The 16,778-nt window shown below is 65.5% G+C and carries 19 protein-coding genes; 8 read left to right on the top strand and 11 right to left on the bottom strand.

Annotated features, from left to right (window positions below; translation table 11 throughout):
• Nucleotides 1–7: 7 nt before the first annotated feature.
• Nucleotides 8–958 carry a LysR family transcriptional regulator gene (locus DVS29_RS33445; protein ID WP_118185023.1) on the top strand — a complete coding sequence of 317 codons (951 nt, stop codon included), beginning with the start codon at nucleotides 8–10 and terminating at the stop codon, nucleotides 956–958.
• Between the two features lie 43 nt (nucleotides 959–1,001).
• Here DVS29_RS33445 and DVS29_RS33440 read toward each other — a convergent pair whose 3' ends face one another.
• The 3 genes from DVS29_RS33440 to DVS29_RS33430 are packed head-to-tail and all read right to left on the bottom strand — an operon-like array spanning nucleotide 1,002 to nucleotide 3,380.
• Nucleotides 1,002–1,703, bottom strand: coding sequence for an ABC transporter permease subunit (locus DVS29_RS33440; protein WP_118185021.1), 702 nt, complete (start codon nucleotides 1,701–1,703; stop codon nucleotides 1,002–1,004).
• Nucleotides 1,703–2,443, bottom strand: coding sequence for an amino acid ABC transporter permease (locus tag DVS29_RS33435; protein WP_118185019.1), 741 nt, complete (start codon nucleotides 2,441–2,443; stop codon nucleotides 1,703–1,705). The genes DVS29_RS33440 and DVS29_RS33435 overlap by 1 nt, the downstream gene beginning before the upstream one ends.
• Nucleotides 2,444–2,480: 37 nt before the next feature.
• The gene (locus tag DVS29_RS33430) at nucleotides 2,481–3,380 is read right to left on the bottom strand and encodes a glutamate/aspartate ABC transporter substrate-binding protein (protein WP_118185017.1); all 900 of its coding nucleotides are present in this window, start codon (nucleotides 3,378–3,380) and stop codon (nucleotides 2,481–2,483) included.
• 327 nt (nucleotides 3,381–3,707) lie between these two features.
• Here DVS29_RS33430 and DVS29_RS33425 point away from each other — a divergent pair, with 327 nt between their 5' ends.
• A complete protein-coding gene (locus tag DVS29_RS33425) occupies nucleotides 3,708–4,535 on the top strand; it encodes a MetQ/NlpA family lipoprotein (protein WP_118185015.1) in 828 nt (275 codons plus the stop codon).
• Nucleotides 4,536–4,591: 56 nt separating this feature from the next.
• Here the strand turns inward: DVS29_RS33425 and DVS29_RS33420 are convergent, their stop codons facing one another.
• The 3 genes from DVS29_RS33420 to DVS29_RS33410 form a co-directional block, all read right to left on the bottom strand.
• Nucleotides 4,592–4,735 carry a hypothetical protein gene (locus DVS29_RS33420; protein ID WP_205962571.1) on the bottom strand — a complete coding sequence of 48 codons (144 nt, stop codon included), beginning with the start codon at nucleotides 4,733–4,735 and terminating at the stop codon, nucleotides 4,592–4,594.
• Nucleotides 4,736–4,748: 13 nt separating this feature from the next.
• On the bottom strand, nucleotides 4,749–5,363 hold the full coding sequence (locus DVS29_RS33415) for a type IV toxin-antitoxin system AbiEi family antitoxin domain-containing protein (protein WP_118185012.1): 615 nt from the start codon (nucleotides 5,361–5,363) through the stop codon (nucleotides 4,749–4,751).
• Between the two features lie 100 nt (nucleotides 5,364–5,463).
• Nucleotides 5,464–6,120 carry a GntR family transcriptional regulator gene (locus DVS29_RS33410; RefSeq protein ID WP_118185010.1) on the bottom strand — a complete coding sequence of 219 codons (657 nt, stop codon included), beginning with the start codon at nucleotides 6,118–6,120 and terminating at the stop codon, nucleotides 5,464–5,466.
• A gap of 32 nt (nucleotides 6,121–6,152) precedes the next feature.
• Here DVS29_RS33410 and DVS29_RS33405 point away from each other — a divergent pair, with 32 nt between their 5' ends.
• On the top strand, nucleotides 6,153–7,310 hold the full coding sequence (locus tag DVS29_RS33405; protein ID WP_118185008.1) for a pyridoxal phosphate-dependent aminotransferase: 1,158 nt from the start codon (nucleotides 6,153–6,155) through the stop codon (nucleotides 7,308–7,310).
• A 117-nt stretch (nucleotides 7,311–7,427) separates the two neighbouring features.
• Nucleotides 7,428–7,790, top strand: coding sequence for a hypothetical protein (locus DVS29_RS33400; RefSeq protein ID WP_240655948.1), 363 nt, complete (start codon nucleotides 7,428–7,430; stop codon nucleotides 7,788–7,790).
• 18 nt (nucleotides 7,791–7,808) lie between these two features.
• Here DVS29_RS33400 and cynR read toward each other — a convergent pair whose 3' ends face one another.
• Nucleotides 7,809–8,735: a transcriptional regulator CynR gene (cynR, locus tag DVS29_RS33395; protein WP_240655947.1), complete on the bottom strand. Its 927-nt coding sequence runs from the start codon at nucleotides 8,733–8,735 to the stop codon at nucleotides 7,809–7,811.
• 187 nt (nucleotides 8,736–8,922) lie between these two features.
• Here cynR and DVS29_RS37100 point away from each other — a divergent pair, with 187 nt between their 5' ends.
• Nucleotides 8,923–9,234, top strand: coding sequence for a hypothetical protein (locus tag DVS29_RS37100; RefSeq protein WP_124800749.1), 312 nt, complete (start codon nucleotides 8,923–8,925; stop codon nucleotides 9,232–9,234).
• Between the two features lie 42 nt (nucleotides 9,235–9,276).
• On the opposite strand, the gene DVS29_RS33390 is transcribed toward DVS29_RS37100, so the two are convergent.
• The 3 genes from DVS29_RS33390 to DVS29_RS33380 form a co-directional block, all read right to left on the bottom strand.
• Nucleotides 9,277–9,597 carry a DUF1840 domain-containing protein gene (locus tag DVS29_RS33390; RefSeq protein ID WP_118185004.1) on the bottom strand — a complete coding sequence of 107 codons (321 nt, stop codon included), beginning with the start codon at nucleotides 9,595–9,597 and terminating at the stop codon, nucleotides 9,277–9,279.
• Between the two features lie 141 nt (nucleotides 9,598–9,738).
• Nucleotides 9,739–10,170: a MarR family winged helix-turn-helix transcriptional regulator gene (locus tag DVS29_RS33385; protein ID WP_118185002.1), complete on the bottom strand. Its 432-nt coding sequence runs from the start codon at nucleotides 10,168–10,170 to the stop codon at nucleotides 9,739–9,741.
• A gap of 69 nt (nucleotides 10,171–10,239) precedes the next feature.
• Nucleotides 10,240–10,677 carry a universal stress protein gene (locus DVS29_RS33380; RefSeq protein WP_118185000.1) on the bottom strand — a complete coding sequence of 146 codons (438 nt, stop codon included), beginning with the start codon at nucleotides 10,675–10,677 and terminating at the stop codon, nucleotides 10,240–10,242.
• A gap of 161 nt (nucleotides 10,678–10,838) precedes the next feature.
• Between DVS29_RS33380 and DVS29_RS33375 the strand changes: the two genes are divergently transcribed.
• The 3 genes from DVS29_RS33375 (at nucleotide 10,839) to cysM (ending at nucleotide 14,188) form a co-directional block, all read left to right on the top strand.
• A complete protein-coding gene (locus tag DVS29_RS33375; RefSeq protein WP_118184998.1) occupies nucleotides 10,839–12,635 on the top strand; it encodes a chloride channel protein in 1,797 nt (598 codons plus the stop codon).
• Nucleotides 12,636–12,747: 112 nt separating this feature from the next.
• Nucleotides 12,748–13,209, top strand: coding sequence for a universal stress protein (locus DVS29_RS33370; protein WP_118184995.1), 462 nt, complete (start codon nucleotides 12,748–12,750; stop codon nucleotides 13,207–13,209).
• 76 nt (nucleotides 13,210–13,285) lie between these two features.
• Nucleotides 13,286–14,188, top strand: coding sequence for a cysteine synthase CysM (gene cysM, locus DVS29_RS33365; protein WP_118184993.1), 903 nt, complete (start codon nucleotides 13,286–13,288; stop codon nucleotides 14,186–14,188).
• Nucleotides 14,189–14,223: 35 nt separating this feature from the next.
• On the opposite strand, the gene DVS29_RS33360 is transcribed toward cysM, so the two are convergent.
• Nucleotides 14,224–16,500: a two-partner secretion domain-containing protein gene (locus tag DVS29_RS33360; protein WP_240655946.1), complete on the bottom strand. Its 2,277-nt coding sequence runs from the start codon at nucleotides 16,498–16,500 to the stop codon at nucleotides 14,224–14,226.
• Between the last annotated feature and the right edge of the window lie 278 nt (nucleotides 16,501–16,778).

Genomic DNA, 16,778 nt, shown 5'->3' with positions numbered 1-16,778 from the left:
ACCCCGCATGGCGACCCTTCCTCCCCTGAACGCGTTGCGCGCTTTCGAAGCCTCCGTCCGGCTCGGCGGGTTCGCGCGCGCGGCGGCGGAGCTGAACGTGTCGACCAGCGCGGTCAGCCATCAGATCCGTTCGCTCGAAGAAACACTCGGCGCGCGGCTGCTGGAACGCAGCACGGGCGTGGGCGGCATCCGCGTGACGCCCGCGGGCGCGCGCCTGCTGCCCGCCGTCAGCGACGCGCTGTCGCGTCTCGGCGATGCGTGCGCGGAGATCCGCGGCACGGCCACGCGGCTCACGGTGTCGGCCAATTCGCCGTTCTCGTCGATGTGGCTCGCGCGGCGGCTCGCCGAGTTCTCGTCGCTGCATCCCGATACGCCGCTGAACGCGGTCGTGATCGAGGGCGAACCCGATTTCGCGCGCGACGGCATCGATCTCGCGATCGTGCATGTGCCGCTGCGCCGGCTGAAACCCGACGACGACGTGCTGTTGCAGGAAAGCGTGTTTCCGGTGTGCAGCCCCGAGCTGTATCCGTTCGCGTCGCGCGCGGTGTGCCGCTGTCGCCTGTTGCAGGAGATGCACGAGAACAGCCCGGAGATCGACTGGCGCAACTGGGCCACGACGTTCGGTCTGCCCGACGACTTCGAGACGAAGATCGTCCGCTACAGCAGCTTCAGCCAGGTGATCGGCGCGGCGGTGGGCGGTGCGGGCATCGCGCTCGGCCGTGCGCCGCTGATCGACCCGGAGCTTGCGAGCGGCCGTCTCGTGCCGGTGTTCCCGGACCGCTCGCGCGCGGCGTCGTGGCGTTTCGTGCTGCGCCGCAATCCTGCCGGCCGGCACCGGCTGATCGATGCGCTGGCGACGTTCCTGCACGCCGAAGCGGGCACAGTGGAAACGTCCGCCGGAACGGCCGACGTGATGGCCCCCGTGATGCAGTCGCCGCGCAGCGTGCGCGACGTCTAGCCGCTCCGATCCTGTAGCCCCAACCCTGCCGGCATTCGAACGCTCACAACGCCATGCCGTCCGCGGCGACGCCCAGCCGCCGATGCAGCCGCCGCACCACCGCCGACATCGCCGTACCTACGCAGAAGTAGCACGCGCCGGCGAACAGGATCAGCTCGACAGTGGTGCCGTCTCGCGCACCGACGTTCGATGCGATCGTGAAGAAATCGCCGAGCCCGATCACGTAGACGAGCGACGTATCCTGAAACAGGATGATGGCCTGCGTCAGCAGCAGCGGCACCACCGCGCGCAACGCCTGCGGCAGCACGACGAGCAGCATGCCCTGCAGCGGCGTCATGCCGAGCGCGAGCGCGGCCTGGGTCTGCCCGCCCGGTACGCTGTTGATGCCCGCGCGAATGATCTCCGCGTAGTAGGCGGCCTCGAACAGCGAGAACGCGATCAATGCCGAGATTCGGCGGATATCGGTGCTCGCGGGAATATGCAGCCACGCCGTCAGCAGTTGCGGCACCACCAGAAAGAAGCCGAGCAGCACGACCAGCAGCGGCACCGCACGAAACGCGGTCACATAGCCGCGAGCGAGCGTGGCGAGCGGCCGCGAATGCGATAGCCGGCACAAGGTCAGCAGGACGCCGAGGCCGAAGCCCGCAACGAGCGCCACCGCCGTCACTTCCAGCGTGATGTGCAAGCCCTGGCTCAGTTCGGGCAGGTCCTTTGGAATCGCGGACCAGTCGAAGCGATACTGCATTAGCGCTTCCCTGCAGCCAGCGGCAGCCGGACCGATTGCTCGACACGCCGCCCGACGAACATGATGATGCCGGTCAGCAGCGCATAGCCCGCGACGATCGCGATGAACGACTCGTACGCCTGCGACGTGTAGTCGACCATCCGCTGCGCCTGCGCGGTGAGTTCGAGCACGCCGATCGTCGACGCAACCGCGGAGTTCTTGACGATGTTCACGAACTCCGACGTGAGCGGCGGCACGAGGTTGCGCGCCGCCACCGGCAGCAGCACGTAACCGTAGGTCTGGAACACGCCGAGCCCAAGCGACAGCGCCGCTGCCCGCTGTCCTGCCGGCAGTGCCTGCAGACCCGCGCGCACCTGCTCGCACACCCGCGCCGACGTGAACAGACCGAGGCAGATGACGGATGCGAGCGCGCCGGATTCCGCCGGCGGCAGATGCTTGATCGCCATACCGAGCTGTCGTGGCAGCAGTTCAGGCACCGCCCAGAACCACAGGAAGAACTGCACGATCAGCGGAATGTTACGAAACACCGCGACGTAAGCCGCCGACGTCCAGTGCAGCCATCGGCCGGGCAAGGTCCGCACGATCCCCATCGAGGTGCCCACCGTCAGCGCGATGATCCAGCCCGCGAGCGCGATGCCCACGGTCGTCTCCAGTCCGGCGACGATCCAGCCAAGGTACGTGACCGGCTCTCCGGTCGCGACGGGTTGCACGAAGACCGCCCAATCCCAGCGATAATTCATTCCTGCTCCACTTCAAGCGGTCACGCTTGCGCCGTGCTCAGCTGAGCGGCTTGTCGTCAGGAGACTTGAATAGCGCTTTCAGATCGTCGCTCTCCGGCAGATGCAGATTGAGCCCGTTCGGCGGAATCGCGCTGTCGAACCACTTTCTGTACAGCACATCGGCCTGCCCGGAGGTCTGCAGCCGCGCGACGGCGTCGTCGACGACCTGCCTGAAGTCCGGATCGTCCTTGCGGAACATGCATCCGTACGCTTCCTTCGACTGCGGCTTGCCGACGATCGCGTAGTCGTCCGGATCCGGCGATTTCGCGCGTTCGCCCGCGAGCATCGCGTCGTCGAGCATGAATGCGTCGGCGCGGCCCGTGGACAGCGCGAGGAACGATTCCGCCACGTCCTTCTGCGTGGTGATCGTCGCGCCGAGATGCTGCTCGTTGTTCAGCCGCTGCAGGATCTGCTCGGACGTCGAGCCGGCGTTGGTGACGACCGTGCGCCCTTTCAGATCGGCGAAGTCCTTGATGCCCGAGTCTTTCTTCGTCAGGAGACGCGTGCCGATCACGAAGATCGTGCTGGAAAACGCGGCCTGCTTCTGCCGCTCGGCGTTGTTCGTCGTGGTCGTGCATTCGATGTCGATCGTGCCGTTCTGCAGCAGCGGAATACGGTTCTGCGGCGTGATCGCGACGGTGCGCACCGCGAGGTTCGGCAGATTCAGCTTCTTGCGGATACCTTCGACGATCGCGAGCGCGACGTCCTGCGAGTAGCCGACCGGCTTCTGCTGCGCGTCGTAGTACGAGAACGGCACGACGGCCGGACGCACGCCGAGCACGACCGTGCCGCTTGCCTTGATCTTCTGCAGTGTGCCGGTGGTCTGCGCATGCGCGGCATGCGCTGCGATCAGCAGGGTCGCCAGCGCCAGCTGGAGCACATGTTGTCGAATTTTCATTGAGGGTCTCCAGGCGGGTACGGTTGCGCAGGCTTGAACCTGAGAAAGACACAATTCAGCGCTGCATGAGCCGGCGCATTTTTACCGACGCGCCGCGCATCGGCAACGATGCAAATCCGCTAACCATATGACCACGTCGAATAAGACGGTGCGACGCTGCAGCAGAGCCCGGCGCCGCTTCGCACGACATCCTGCGAAACGGAAAAGAAGCGCTGCGCGCGCTGTGAATATGACGCGCGCCGGCATATCGATCGAACGGAAAAGCGTTTGTCGGACGATGCAACGTTCACTAGCATCAGCGCATCTTCAACCTGTCGGACGTATCGCATGAACAAGAGAACATTGCTGGGAGCCGTGCTGGCCTCCATCGTGGTGGGCTGGGGTATCGCAGGCGCGCCGCTCGCGCTTGCCGCCGATCAGACCGTGCGCGTCGGCATCATGTCGGGCGAGGACGAGGACGTGTGGCGCGTCGTGTCCGCGAATGCCGCGAAGCACGGCATCACGGTCAAGGTGACGACCTTCTCCGACTACACGCAGCCGAACGAGGCGCTGTCCGAGCACGATCTCGATGCGAACTCGTTCCAGCACAAGCCGTATCTCGAGGCGCAGATCAAGGCGCGCGGCTACACGATCGTGCCGGTCGGCTTCACCTACGTGCAGCCGATCGGGCTCTACTCGCGCAAGGTGAAATCCGTCGCGGACCTGCCGCAGGGCGCGACCATCGGCGTGCCGAACGATCCGAGCAACGAGGGACGCTCGCTGTTGCTGCTGCAGGCGCAGGGGCTGATCGCGCTGCGTCCGGACGTCGGCCTGCTGCCCACCGCGCGCGACATCGCGAAGAACCCGAAGAACATCCACATCAAGGAACTCGACGCGGGCATCGTCGGCCGCGCGATCGACGACCTCGACGCGGCGGTCGTGAACACCGACTGGGCGATCAAGGCCGGCATCAGGATTCCTCAGGAACGGATCGCGCAGGAAAAGGTGACGGGCAACCCGTATCGCAACTTCATCGCGGTAAACGCGAAGGATGCGAACGCGCCGTGGGTGCATGCGCTCGTGGATAGTTACCAGCAGGCGAACGTCGCCGCGGAGATTCTGTCCGTGTATCACGGTGCGACGCTGCCGGCATGGAATGGGGCGCCGCAGCAGTAGGCGGAACTCCGCGTACTGCGCCAGCTAGTGAGGAAGGGGGAAGGTCTCCACAAGTGCTACAGGACAAAGCGGTCGTGGAAGCCCGACCGTCCGAGCCGGTACATCAGTCGTTCGAGCGCATAGCGCGTCAGCAATAGCTGGGAGTCGGTGCGTTCCGTACGGGACCGTTCGAGCAGGCGCGCGCGCACCGAAGCGCCCATGTTTCTTCGTGATTCATGTGCCATCCGCAATCAGTACCTCGACATAGGGCTTCATCGTCGCCCAGACCCGCGCCTCCTTTCCATATCGCCACAGCTGATCGATCGTGACGCTGCGCTGCCTCAGCCCTTCGCGCAGACCCTCGATCGCAACGTCGATACCCACCTTCGCCCGATAACGGAAGCAATCCACGATCGTTCGCGCCGGATCGGTGACCGCGACGTCGATACCGTCAATGCAATGCCGCTCGATACCCGCCGTGCGAGCCCACCCGGAGAAGCGCACGAACCGGGCAGGCGGGTACTGGATTGTCGGGCGCCAGGCGGTGCGGTCGATAGCTAGCCAGATGGCCGATGGCGTCTGCAGCGTCAGACCGTGGAATTGCAGCGCCGATATCAGGCTGACAATGCCCGCCGGTACAAGCGCGGACGCCTCGGCCAGCGCGTGCCGGGCGTCGACCGGCGCATCGGCCAGCTGATAAAGGCCCCGCGCAGGACGCACGACGACCTCGTCCCGGACCAGACGCGCGAGCGTCTCCGGTCCGATGCCATGAACGGCGAACTCCTTCAGCCGCATCAACGGGTGAATGCGGAGCAGTTCCAGCGTACGTGCTCTCTGCGTGTCGATCATGATGTCTGTGAAGTTTTCTCTGCTAATCTATCTTTTAGCCAATGTTTTATCACACTTTCACGCAGGACGGGATAACGTACGACGCCCCCCCGCCGCCGCCTCACCCCCGCCGCGCTTCGCGCAGCGCATCCCGCATCACGGCACCCGCCGCTTCGATATGCGCCTTCGTCAGGCGCTTCGCGGCGCGCCGGTCGCGCGCGAGCACCGCGTCGAGAATTGCGCGATGCTCGCCGAGCGAAGTCTGCTGATAGCGCTCGAGCTGCCACACGAGCCGCAGATAGCGGTCGGTCTTGCGCCAGATCGCCTCCAGCGTCTCCAGCAGATGCCGCTTGCCGCACGCCTGATAGATCGCGCGGTGAAACGCCCAGTTGTCGATCGACCAGTGCTCGACTTCGTGCGCGTTCTCGTCGCGTTCGAGAATCGCGCGGGCCGCGGCTTCGTCGTCCGCGCCGAATGCGTCGATCGCGGCGTCGAGCGCGAGCAGTTCGAGCGCGACCCGCATTTCCGTCAGTTCCGCGGCCTCGAACGTCGTCATCGCGGAAACGAACGCGCCGCGATTCGGCACGATCGTGACGAACCCGCTCGCCTGCAACTGCACGAACGCCTCCCGCACCGGGATATGGCTGGTGCCGAACTCCTTCGCGATCAGGTCCTGCCGCAGCTGCGTGCCCGGCACCCAGATGCCGTTCGCGATGCGCTCGCGCAGTCGCTCTGCAAGCGACAACGAGGACAGCTTGCCTTCTACGGATTTTTTCACTTTAATATATTAAAACAACCGTGGAGGCTTATGTGACGGTATCCAGATTGAGAAATATCCCCGGTATCGGCGTCGATCGGATGGGCGACGCCGCCGATTCGCTGCATGACGCAGCCATTCTACGGCTCGAGAATCTCGATACGGACCTGAGGCCGCCGCCGGAGGCGCTGGCGGACACGCACGCCGCGGTCGACGACGACGCGGCGAACAGCTACCTGCCCTTCACCGGCCAGGTCGCGCTGCGCGAGGCGGCGGCCGATCGGGTCGGCCGCGCCGCGGGCGTCGCGTACGATGCCGCGAGCGAATGCATCGTGTCCGCAGGCGGGCTCGCGGGCATTTTCAACGTGCTGCTGTCGATACTCGAACCCGGCGACGAGGTCGTGCTGACCGATCCCACCTACGCCGGGCTCATCAATCGCGTGCACCTCGCGGGCGGCGTGCCGAAGTTCGCGCGGCTCGAGCCGGGCGCCGACGGCTGGCGGCTCGACCTCGACAGTCTCGCTGCCGCGATCGGACCGCGCATCAAAGCACTCCTGATCATGTCGCCTTCGATGCCCGGCGGCTTCGTCGCGTCGCATGGCGAGTGGCGTGCGATCGCCGCGCATTGCGAGCGCCACGGCCTCTGGCTCGTGTATGACGCGGCGATGGAACGCATCCTGTTCGATGGACGCGAGGTCATTCACCCAGCCGGTCTGCCGGGCATGCGCGAACGCACCGTTACGGTCGGTGCGGTGTCGAAGGAGTACCGGATGATCGGCTGGCGCGTCGGCTGGATCGTCGGGCCTCAATCGATCATGCACGACGTGCGGCTCGTGAGCCTGTCGAACGTGGTGTGTCAGGTCGGCATCGCGATGCCGGGCGCCACGGCCGCGCTGACGGCGCGCGACGACGGCATCGCAGCGGCGGTAGCGGAATGGGAGCGCCGTCGCGATTTCCTGCTGGACGCGCTAGCCGACCTGCCGGTGATTCGCCCGCATGGCGGCTGGTCGATGCTCATCGATACGGGCAGCATTGGCCTCGAACCCGCGGAGGCGTCGAAGCTGCTGCTCGAACACGGCAAGGTCGCCGCCACGCCGATGACGAACTGGGGGCCGCAGGCGGATCGCTATCTGCGCTTCGTGTTCGCCAACGAATCCGTCGCGCGTCTGCATGACATTCGCGAACGCATCCGGCAGTCGTGGCGGTTATGACGGGCTCGCCAAGCCGCGGCATTTGCAGCGCCGCATGAGGGTTACTCCGATAGCGATGGGTCGTCGCCGCGAGACTAGACTTGAATGATCGCCATGACTCCGTCGATGGAGGTCATCATGCGTCGGACGATCTGCGCATCGCGCTGGCTGACGGCTGCGTTTTGGCTGTTGCTGAGCGCGGCAACGGCACCCGCCGCTCAACCGATACGGATCGAATCGGGCACGTACGGCGCGAATTGCGGTGCGCGTGCGGGCAACGTGACACAGGATCTGGCGGACCGATGCAACGCCCTCGCCACCTGCCGATATCCGGTTGCATCGCCAGTGGACTTCAGAGCGCGCAACGCGTGCGAAGCGGACCTCGTCGCGGAATGGTCGTGCGGCCCGGGCGAACGTCATCACGCGGTGGTTCGCGCGGCAACCGATGATGGCGGCACGCTGGTGCTGACCTGCGTGCCCTCTACCGGCGCTGGAAAATAGCGGGCCGGGCGCGGCGCATCACGCCGATGCGGGTATCGGTCTGTCGGCGGTCAGGTCCGTCAGCACGCCGTCCATCAGCATCGCCTGCAAGGTCGCCGCGAGTGCCAGCGACGCCGCCGTGCGATAACCGTTCTTCCTGCGCAGCAGTGCAACGGTACGCACCGGAAACGGCGGATCGAGATCGACGTAACCGAGCTCGCGATGCTCGCGCCGCATCGCATCGGGCAGCAGCGTCGCCACCGTACCGTCGCGCACGATCTTCAGCAGCGCGCTGATCGAATTGCCCTGCAGCACGATCGGCGGCTTGAGCCCATGCGCGTGGAAATAGCTGTCGGCGAAGTAGCGGGACACGAAGCCGCGCGTCAGCAACGCGAGCGGCAGCGTATCCAGTTCGGCCGCGGCGAGCGGTTTCGTGCGCGCCGCGAGCGGATGCGAGTCGCCCAGCACCAGCGTGAGACGCTCGGAGAATATCGGCGTGGTTTCGATCTCGTCCGAACGCACGTCGGCGAAGCCGATCGCAAGATCGATCTCGTCTGCTGCGAGCTGCGCCTCGATGTCTTCCAGCGACGCTTCCGTCAGCTCCACCTGGATGCGCGGATAGGTCTCGTGAAACTGCGCGATCAACGGCCCGATCAGGTATTCGGTGAAAGTCGGCGTATACGCGAGCCGCAAACGGCCCGCCGAAAGATCGCGCACGTCGTGCAGCGCGCGCTCGCCCGCTTCGAGATCGCGCAGCGCGCGGCGCGCGTGTTCGAGGTAGATGCGGCCGAAATCGGTGAGCGTCACCGCGCGGCCGCTGCGATCGAAAACCGGTCCGCCGAGTTCGCTTTCCAGCTGCCGGATCTGTTGCGACAGCGCCGGCTGCGACACGCGCATCGCGTCGGCGGCGCGCGTGAAATTGCGATGCTCGGCAACGGCAAGCAGGTAGCGGATCTGACGAAGCATCGCGGCGCACTCCATAAGCGTGGCTTATCGGGTCGATTCGAATCGTGTCTTGGACGGCGTCAACCGGCGTCGACATAATCGCTGGTACGACGTGTGCGTTGCGATCGATGCAATCGCACAGCGTCGAACGGGCAATTCCGTCGAATTGTATGTCGAATGCTGTTGACGCTGATTCGGGAGAACGTGCATGCCGTGGGTCTACGTAGCGATCGCTGCCACCTTCGTGCTGGGCATTGCCGCGACCTGTGCGTTCGCGTTGTGGCTGCCCGCCGAGGTGACCACCTGCAGCGAGCGCAACGGCCGTCACGCGTACATCGGTTCCGAAGAAGACCCTTCTCCCTGCCCGCCGGCCGGTTGGCCCGGCCGTGGACCATCGCGACATGCAGCCGGCAACCATGCGACCGGCACACCAGCCGCATGGCGCCCTCGCCTCGCGCGGCGGCGCCTTGCGCGACAGCTGGACTGGACCGCCGCGGCGCGCGACCCTGCATCGCGTTGAGCGCCTGAACAGGCGGCTCAACCCCAGCCGGTACAGCGCCAGTCAAACACCCCAGATGATGTCCGATTGCTGCCGGCTCGCTTCGCGCATCATGTCGAGCAGCGGCCACGCGCGCTGCGACAAACCGCTGCCGCTGTTACCGCGCTGCGATTCGCGCCCGAACTGCAGCGCGTCCAGCGCGACCTCCGCGTGTTCGTCTTCCCGGATCGCCGTTTCGAGGCGCGCGATCGCGTGCGGCAGATCTTCGTGAGTGATCACGCCGCGCGCGTCGAGCCGTTTGCCGACGAGCCCAAGCAGATATTGCGCGAGATCGCGCAGCATCACCACGTCCGGTGTGGCGGGAGAATGAAAAGTGACCATCATGATCGTTCCTCGCAAGTCTGGTTCCTGCCCGGCATCGTGGAAAGCATCATGCCATAGCATTCTCACCTCTATTTATATCATATCGTGATATATATGGGTGGATGCGGTCGAACGACGAACGCTGGATTGCCTCGCGGCTGATCAGTGAAGGTCCAGACGCGGGATCTCGAATTCGCCCGCCAGCGATTGCAGTTCGGCGCGGTGCAATTCCGCGAGCTTCGCGAGCATCCGCTCGCCCAGCTTCTGCAGATGCACTTCCACCTGGCGGCGATCGCTTTCGCTCGCTTTGCGGCGCACGAGGCCGAGCGCCTCGCAGCGCGTGACCAGCGCCACGACGCCGTGATGCTGTGCCTGCAGCCGTTCCGCGAGTTCACCCACGGTCGCCCATTCGCGCCCGGGATAGCCCTTGATGTGCAGCAGCAGCAGGTATTGCAGCGGCGTGATGCCCTCGTCCTGCGCGGCCTGCTCGGAAAAGCGCTCGAAGCAGCGCATCTGATAGCGAAACTCAGAGAGCTGCTCGAATTCGGCCTTGTTCGGCTCGCGTATCGAATCGTTCGATGATCGTTCTTTCATTGGCAACTCTGCGCTGCACACCTGTCGGCCCGACACGGGCAGATATACATGGGGTTCTTTCGCATCGGATCAGCTAAGGACTTCGAACAGCACGCCGCATGAAACGCGGTCGAGCAGCAACGCGTGATTCGATCCGTTCCACCAGCGCGAGAACACGCTGTGCGGATGATGGCCGATCACGATCAGGTCCGCCCGCAGCGACCTGGCATACGTCGCGATCTGGTCGACGGCGCTGCCCACCGCGCAATGCCCGGTCGCGGCAACGCCCCAGAAGCGCAGACGCTCGATGCCATCGTCGAGCGCCTTCTTTGCCGCCGCTTCGTCGAGATCGAAACCCAGCGACGACATCACACCGAACCCGACCGACCAGTACGACAGATCGAGCACCGACAGCAGGTGCGTTTCCGCATCCAGCTGGCGTGCCAGCATCGCGCCGCACCTCAGCGCCCGCATGCCTTCCGGTGACGCGTCGTAGCACAGCAGGATGCGGCCGAATGGAGCAAGCATGACTTTCGACGATCCTCAGCATCGACCGTTGAACCTCTTGCGTGCAAATGTATCACATTGTGATCTATAGTGTGTAGCGAAGGCTTTGGTTCCGTGGTTTTCGTGATCCGGCGGAACCGCTTGCCAGTGGCGCTTTCCCCTACCTGACGAGAGGACGCAACGTGACCGGCAACTCATCGAGAGGCGACTTCGCGGCGGACCCGCGGCTGTTGCGCATCACCGCGATCGCCGCGGCGAGCGGGATTCTCAGCACTGTCGCGGCAGACTTCCTACTGCACCTGATCCGCTTTTTCACCAACCTGTTTTTCTTCCAGATGTTCTCCTCCGAAAACCACTCGCCGTCCGGCAACACGCTGGGGTTATGGGTCATCGTCGCGCCTGTGGCGGGCGGGCTGATCGTCGGATTGATCGCTCGGTACGGCTCGGAGCAGATCCGCGGCCACGGCATTCCGGAAGCGATCGAAGCGATCCTGTTCGGCAAGAGCCGGATGTCGCCGAAAGTAGCGGTGCTGAAGCCGCTCGCATCGGCGATCGCGATCGGGAGCGGCGGCCCGTTCGGCGCGGAAGGGCCGATCATCATGACGGGCGGCGCGCTCGGTTCGCTGATCGCGCAAGGCTTCCATCTGACGAGCAGCGAGCGCAAGGCGCTGCTCGTCGCGGGTTCGGTCGCAGGGATGACCGCGGTGTTCGGCACGCCGGTGGCCGCGCTGCTGCTCGCGGTGGAATTGCTGCTGTTCGAACTGCGGCCGCGCAGCCTCCTGCCGTCGGCTATCGCGTGCGCGGTTGCCGGCTTCACGCGGCCGCTGCTGCTCGGCAGCGGCGCGCTGTTCCCGCTGCACACGGTGCCGCTCGATCCGCTCGGACTTGCATCGTGTGCGCTGGCCGGTCTGATCGCGGGCGGACTGTCGTGGGGATTGTCGACCCTGCTCTACGCAACCGAGGACGCGTTCGGCCGCCTGCCGTTCCACTGGATGTGGTGGCCCGCGCTCGGCGGCCTCGCGGTCGGCATCGGCGGCTATTTCGAGCCGCGCACGCTCGGCGTCGGCTACGACGTGATCGGCGATCTGCTCGCGAACCACATCGTCGCGACGGCGGTGCTCGCGATCGTGCTGGTGAAGGCCGTGATCTGGGTGATCGCGCTCGCGTCAGGCACGTCCGGCGGCGTGCTCGCGCCGCTGCTGATGATGGGCGCCGGCGTCGGTGCGCTGCTCGGCCCGGTGATGCCCGGCGGCGATCCCGCGATCTGGCCGCTGATCTTCATGTCGGCCGCGCTCGGCGGCATGATGCGCGCGCCGATCATGGCGACCGTGTTCGCGTTCGAACTTACCGGCGACGCGAACGCGCTGCTGCCGCTCCTGACCGCGGCGTCCGTTTCATACGGCTTCACGGTGCTGTTCATGCGCCGTTCGATCCTGACGGAAAAGATCGCGCGGCGCGGTTTTCACATCTACCGCGAGTATGGAATCGACCCGCTCGAACGCCATTACGTGGACGAAGTGATGACGCGCACGGTAAAGACCGTCGACGCCGGGCTTTCGGTCAGCGACGCGCTCGCGCAGCACTTCGGCCCGCAGCAGACGCACCGCGCGTACCCGGTGGTGCGCGACGGCGTGCTCACCGGCATCGTCGATCGCCAGATGCTCGTCGCCGCGGTCGAAACGGGACTCGCGAATCTGCCGATCAGCACACTGTGCGGCGATACGCGACCGGAAGTGGCAACGCCCGGGGAAACCTGCCGCCAGGTGGCGGCACGCCTCGCCGCGCTCGCGCTGGACCGCGTGCCCGTCGTCACGGATCTGGAGAGCTACCGGCTGGTCGGCATCGTGTCGCGGCACGATCTCGTGAAGCCGTCGCTGACGGTCTTCAACGAGGAGCGCGAACGCGAAACGTTCTGGCGCGTGTCGCTGTCGAGGAACCCGCGGGCACCGCTCACACGCGATCCGCCCGCGTCCCGATAAAGCCCGGAGACCTCAGCATAAGTCCCAATTGGGTGGGGATCCTCAGCCCTTCAATTAATATCATGTTGTGATATTATTAACGTATAGTGTCGATCGCAGGGAAGGCGAAATCATGATGTCATTTCATCGCGTGCTGCTCTGCTACGACGCGACCCGCGAAGGCCAGAAAGCGCTGCGCGAGGCCGCTGCGCTCGTCGAGCTGATCGGCTCGGAAACGCACGTGCTCTCCATCCTGAACGACGCCGCGTGGCTGCACGGTACCGACGTCACGGCCGCCGAACCGTTCGACACCGCGATGGAAGCCGCGCAGGCGCTGCTGAAGGAAGGTCTCGCAAAGCTCGAGGCGCGCGGCATTCACGCGACGGGCCACTTCGCCGTGGGCGATCCGATGGAGCGCATCCCCGCTTTTGCGAAAGAACTCGACGTGGACCTGCTCGTAGTCGGGCATCGGCACAGCAGTCCGCTTGCGCGATGGTGGGCCGGCAGGAACGACGGCCGTCTGCTGGACAAGGTCTCGTGCAGCGTCCTCGTGACGACCAGCACGAAAGCCGACGCAGCACCTGCACCTGCCTGACTTGCTGACTGAACGCCAGGCAGTACGGATCCCACTCCCGTTAATCCCTCACCACGCCAGCGCAGCTCGCGTCGCCATGGAAAACCAGCGCATCGATACCGTCATCGGCAACACTCCGCTCGTCGAACTGCTCCGACTGCCGGAGGCCACCGCCCGCGCGCGCAACAACGTCGTGCTGGCCAAGCTCGAAGGCAACAACCCGGCCGGTTCGGTCAAGGATCGCGCGGCGCTTTCGATGATCGTCGGCGCCGAACGGCGCGGAGCGATCCGCAGCGGCGATACGCTGATCGAAGCGACGAGCGGCAACACCGGCATCGCGCTCGCGATGGTGGCCGCGATGCGCGGCTACAGGATGGTGCTCGTGATGCCGGAAGACGTCTCCGTCGAACGGCGCCAGACGATGGCGGTGTACGGCGCCGAGATCGTCCTCACGCCGGCGCACGGCGGCATGGAATGCGCGCGCGACGCAGCCGCCAGGATGCAGCGCGAAGGCAGCGGCGTGATCCTCGACCAGTTCGCGAACCCCGACAATCCACGCGCGCACTACGAAGGCACCGGCCCCGAGATCTGGCGCCAGACCGAAGGGCGCATCACGCATTTCGTCTCGGCGATGGGCACGACGGGCACGATCATGGGCGTCAGCCGCTTTCTGAAGGAACAGAACGACCGTGTGCAGATCGTCGGTGCACAGCCCGAACCGGGCTCGCGCATTCCGGGCATCCGCAAATGGCCGGAAGCGTATCTGCCGGCGTTCTACGAAGCGTCGCGAATCGATCGTATCGAGCCGGTGAGCCAGGCTAATGCGGAAGCCACGGCGCGCCGGCTCGCAGCGGTGGAAGGCATTTTCTGCGGCATCTCGTCGGGCGGCGCGTGCTCGGTCGCGCTGCGGCTCGCGCAGGAACTCGACAACGCGACCATCGTGTTCGTGGTGTGCGACCGTGGCGACCGGTATCTGTCGACGGGCGTGTTTCCCGCCTGAACACGAACTCCCGCGCGCGTACCGTCAACTTCTTCTCAAGGTTCAAGCTGCCAGCGCAGCACCGGATAGCTGTAGCCCGCAGGCAGCGCCCACGCACCAGACGGACCGAAGTCCCATGTCGCGCTGTAGCTTTGCGTCTCGGCCATCTGCGCGCTCGTCAGCCCGCTCGCGGGCGATGCGGGCGTGCCGGTGCCCACTGAAGCGGGCGCGCCCGAGGTCGTCGTGTTCCAGTACACGTCCGTGGCGATGGTGCCTTCGTTCTCGCCGGCAATGCCGCCCGGCGGAATCGGCGTAGGCCCGGCAGGTCCAACCGGCGATGCGGTATACGACTGCTCGATCAGCCCGGAGTTGAGCCCGACGAGACCACCGCGCAGCATTTCGCCTGATACCGTGCCCGTCGAATACGACTGGTCGATCGTGCCTGTGTTGTTGCCCACGAGACCGCCGACCTCGCTATGCGAGCCGCCCGTCGCGTTGCCGAGCGCGTAGGACTGCACGATGGTGCCGTCGTTCTCGCCGACAAGGCCGCCCATCTCGCCCTGGCTGAACAGGTTCGCACCGCTCCACGAGCGTTCGATCGTGCCGCGGTTCACGCCGACGAGGCCGCCGAGCGACGTGCCGTCCTCCGCGTCCATTTCCACCGTGCCGGTGGTCCCGACCTTCGCGACCGTGCCGTCGTTCTCGCCGGCGAGCAGACCGACCGGACTCAGCGATGACGATGCAAAACCATCCGTAATATCGAAGTTGCGCACAACGCCCTGTGCACCGATGGTCGCGAAGAGACCGGTGTTTGCCGTCGTCGAATCGGTGACGGTATTGAACACGGAGAGCCCGCTGAGCACGTTGCCCATGCCGTCGAACTGACCGGTGAACGCCGTGCCGCTTGCGCCGCCGATCGGCGTGAACGCATTCGGCGGCCCGCTGAGATTGATGCTTCTGCCGAGCGCATAGTTGCCCGAAAGATTGTGGTTGATCGCGTTCAGGTCCGCGATCGAATTGACCAGCTGGTACGCGGTCACCTGCGTGACGAGCCCGCTGAACGGCGCGGTGCTCCACGCCGTGTTGCTGTCGATCGTGCCCACGGCATACGTGCCGTTCATGTCGTACATCGTCGACACAATGCCGGTGCTGCGCGACCAGTCGATGGTGCCGCCGTTGCCGACGCTGCCCGCGTTGTCGATGCCGGTCGCGTCCGCGCGCAGCGTGAGGTTCCCCGCACCGGTGTTCGCGATGGTCGTGCCCGGTGCGATCGAGATCGAGCGATACGCGTTGAGCGCGAGCGAAGACGCACCATTCCACCGAACGCTGGATTGCACGCCGATGTCGCCGCTCGCGCCGTTGGCGCCGGTGGTGTTCACCGCGATCGATGTGCCGTTCGAGAGGTTCGCGGCGAATGCATTGGCGGTCGGCGTATCGATCGTGAAAACGGGCGCGGTGAGATTCCACTGCGCCGCGCTCACCTGTACGTTGTCGACGCGGATGCTGTCCGCGTTCATGTCGACGGCGCCGCCGCTGCCATCCGCGTTGTGCGCGGCGATCGTCGCGCCGCGCGCGTCGATGCTGCCGCCTGTCGCGACGAGCCACACATGGCCGTCGCGCTTCGCGGTGCCGGTGGCGCGCAGCACGCTGTGATTGCCTGCGAGCGCGTAGACGTTGCCATCGGCCGCCTGCAGGCTGATCTGCGCGGCCTCGATCGTGCCCGCGTTGAGCACCTGGCCGCCGCTGCCCGCCTGCACCGCGACCTGCGCGCCGCCCCAATTGTCGGTAAGCAGAATCTGGCTGCCGGTCACCAGTTCGGCAGTACCGTTGAGCGCGTCGATGGTGCCGAGATTGCCGACCGCCCTGTTCGCGACGAGGAACACGTCGCCGCCGGCTGAGCTGATCTTGCCGAGGTTGACTACGACAGCCTTCGATGTACCGCTCAGACCGATCAGGTCGCTGCCCTGCATGAAGCGGGTGTTGTCCGTATCGAGCGTCGACGCGACGAAGCGGCCGCCCGTGGCAATCACGCCGCCCGGACCGACGAGCACGCCGTTCGGGTTGATCAGATACGCGCTGCCGGTGGCGCTAAGGGTGCCGGCGATCTGCGACATCGCATTGCCGGTGACGCGGTTCAGCGTCGCGCCGGAACCGTTGCTGATCGACACCGTGCGCCCCGCGCCGATCGAAAAACTGGTCCAGTCGATGATGCCGCGATTGCTGGACTGGCTGATGTTCAGATTCGGGCCGCTACGCGTGATGCTCCCTTCGCCGCCGACGAACTGACCGTTCTGCGGCAGAGGCGGCGCGGCCCATGAAACGGAGCAGGACATACCGAAGGCTAACGCAACCAGATCAACGATAAGTGGACGCCGGAATGACACGCCAACGCGACTGACAACGTGGGACGGGACGACCTTCAGGTCACCCAGACGGATATGCCGCATACCCACCTCCGATGCAGGTCCCCGTTCGATGTTTTCATTTTGCTTATCGAATGCCGCGGAAGCGGAGTCTAGGGAAGCGCTGATCAATGAGCCCGCCGCCGGTGATCCCGCGCATACGGCTCGCGATTTTTGAAACGGGAAGCCCGTCGAGACATATTTTGGGT

It is taken from the genome of Paraburkholderia phosphatilytica, from assembly GCF_003443895.1.
Taxonomy (GTDB): domain Bacteria; phylum Pseudomonadota; class Gammaproteobacteria; order Burkholderiales; family Burkholderiaceae; genus Paraburkholderia; species Paraburkholderia phosphatilytica.
Note: the sequence above shows the minus strand (reverse complement) of the source record. Positions and strands in the feature narration are given on the sequence as shown.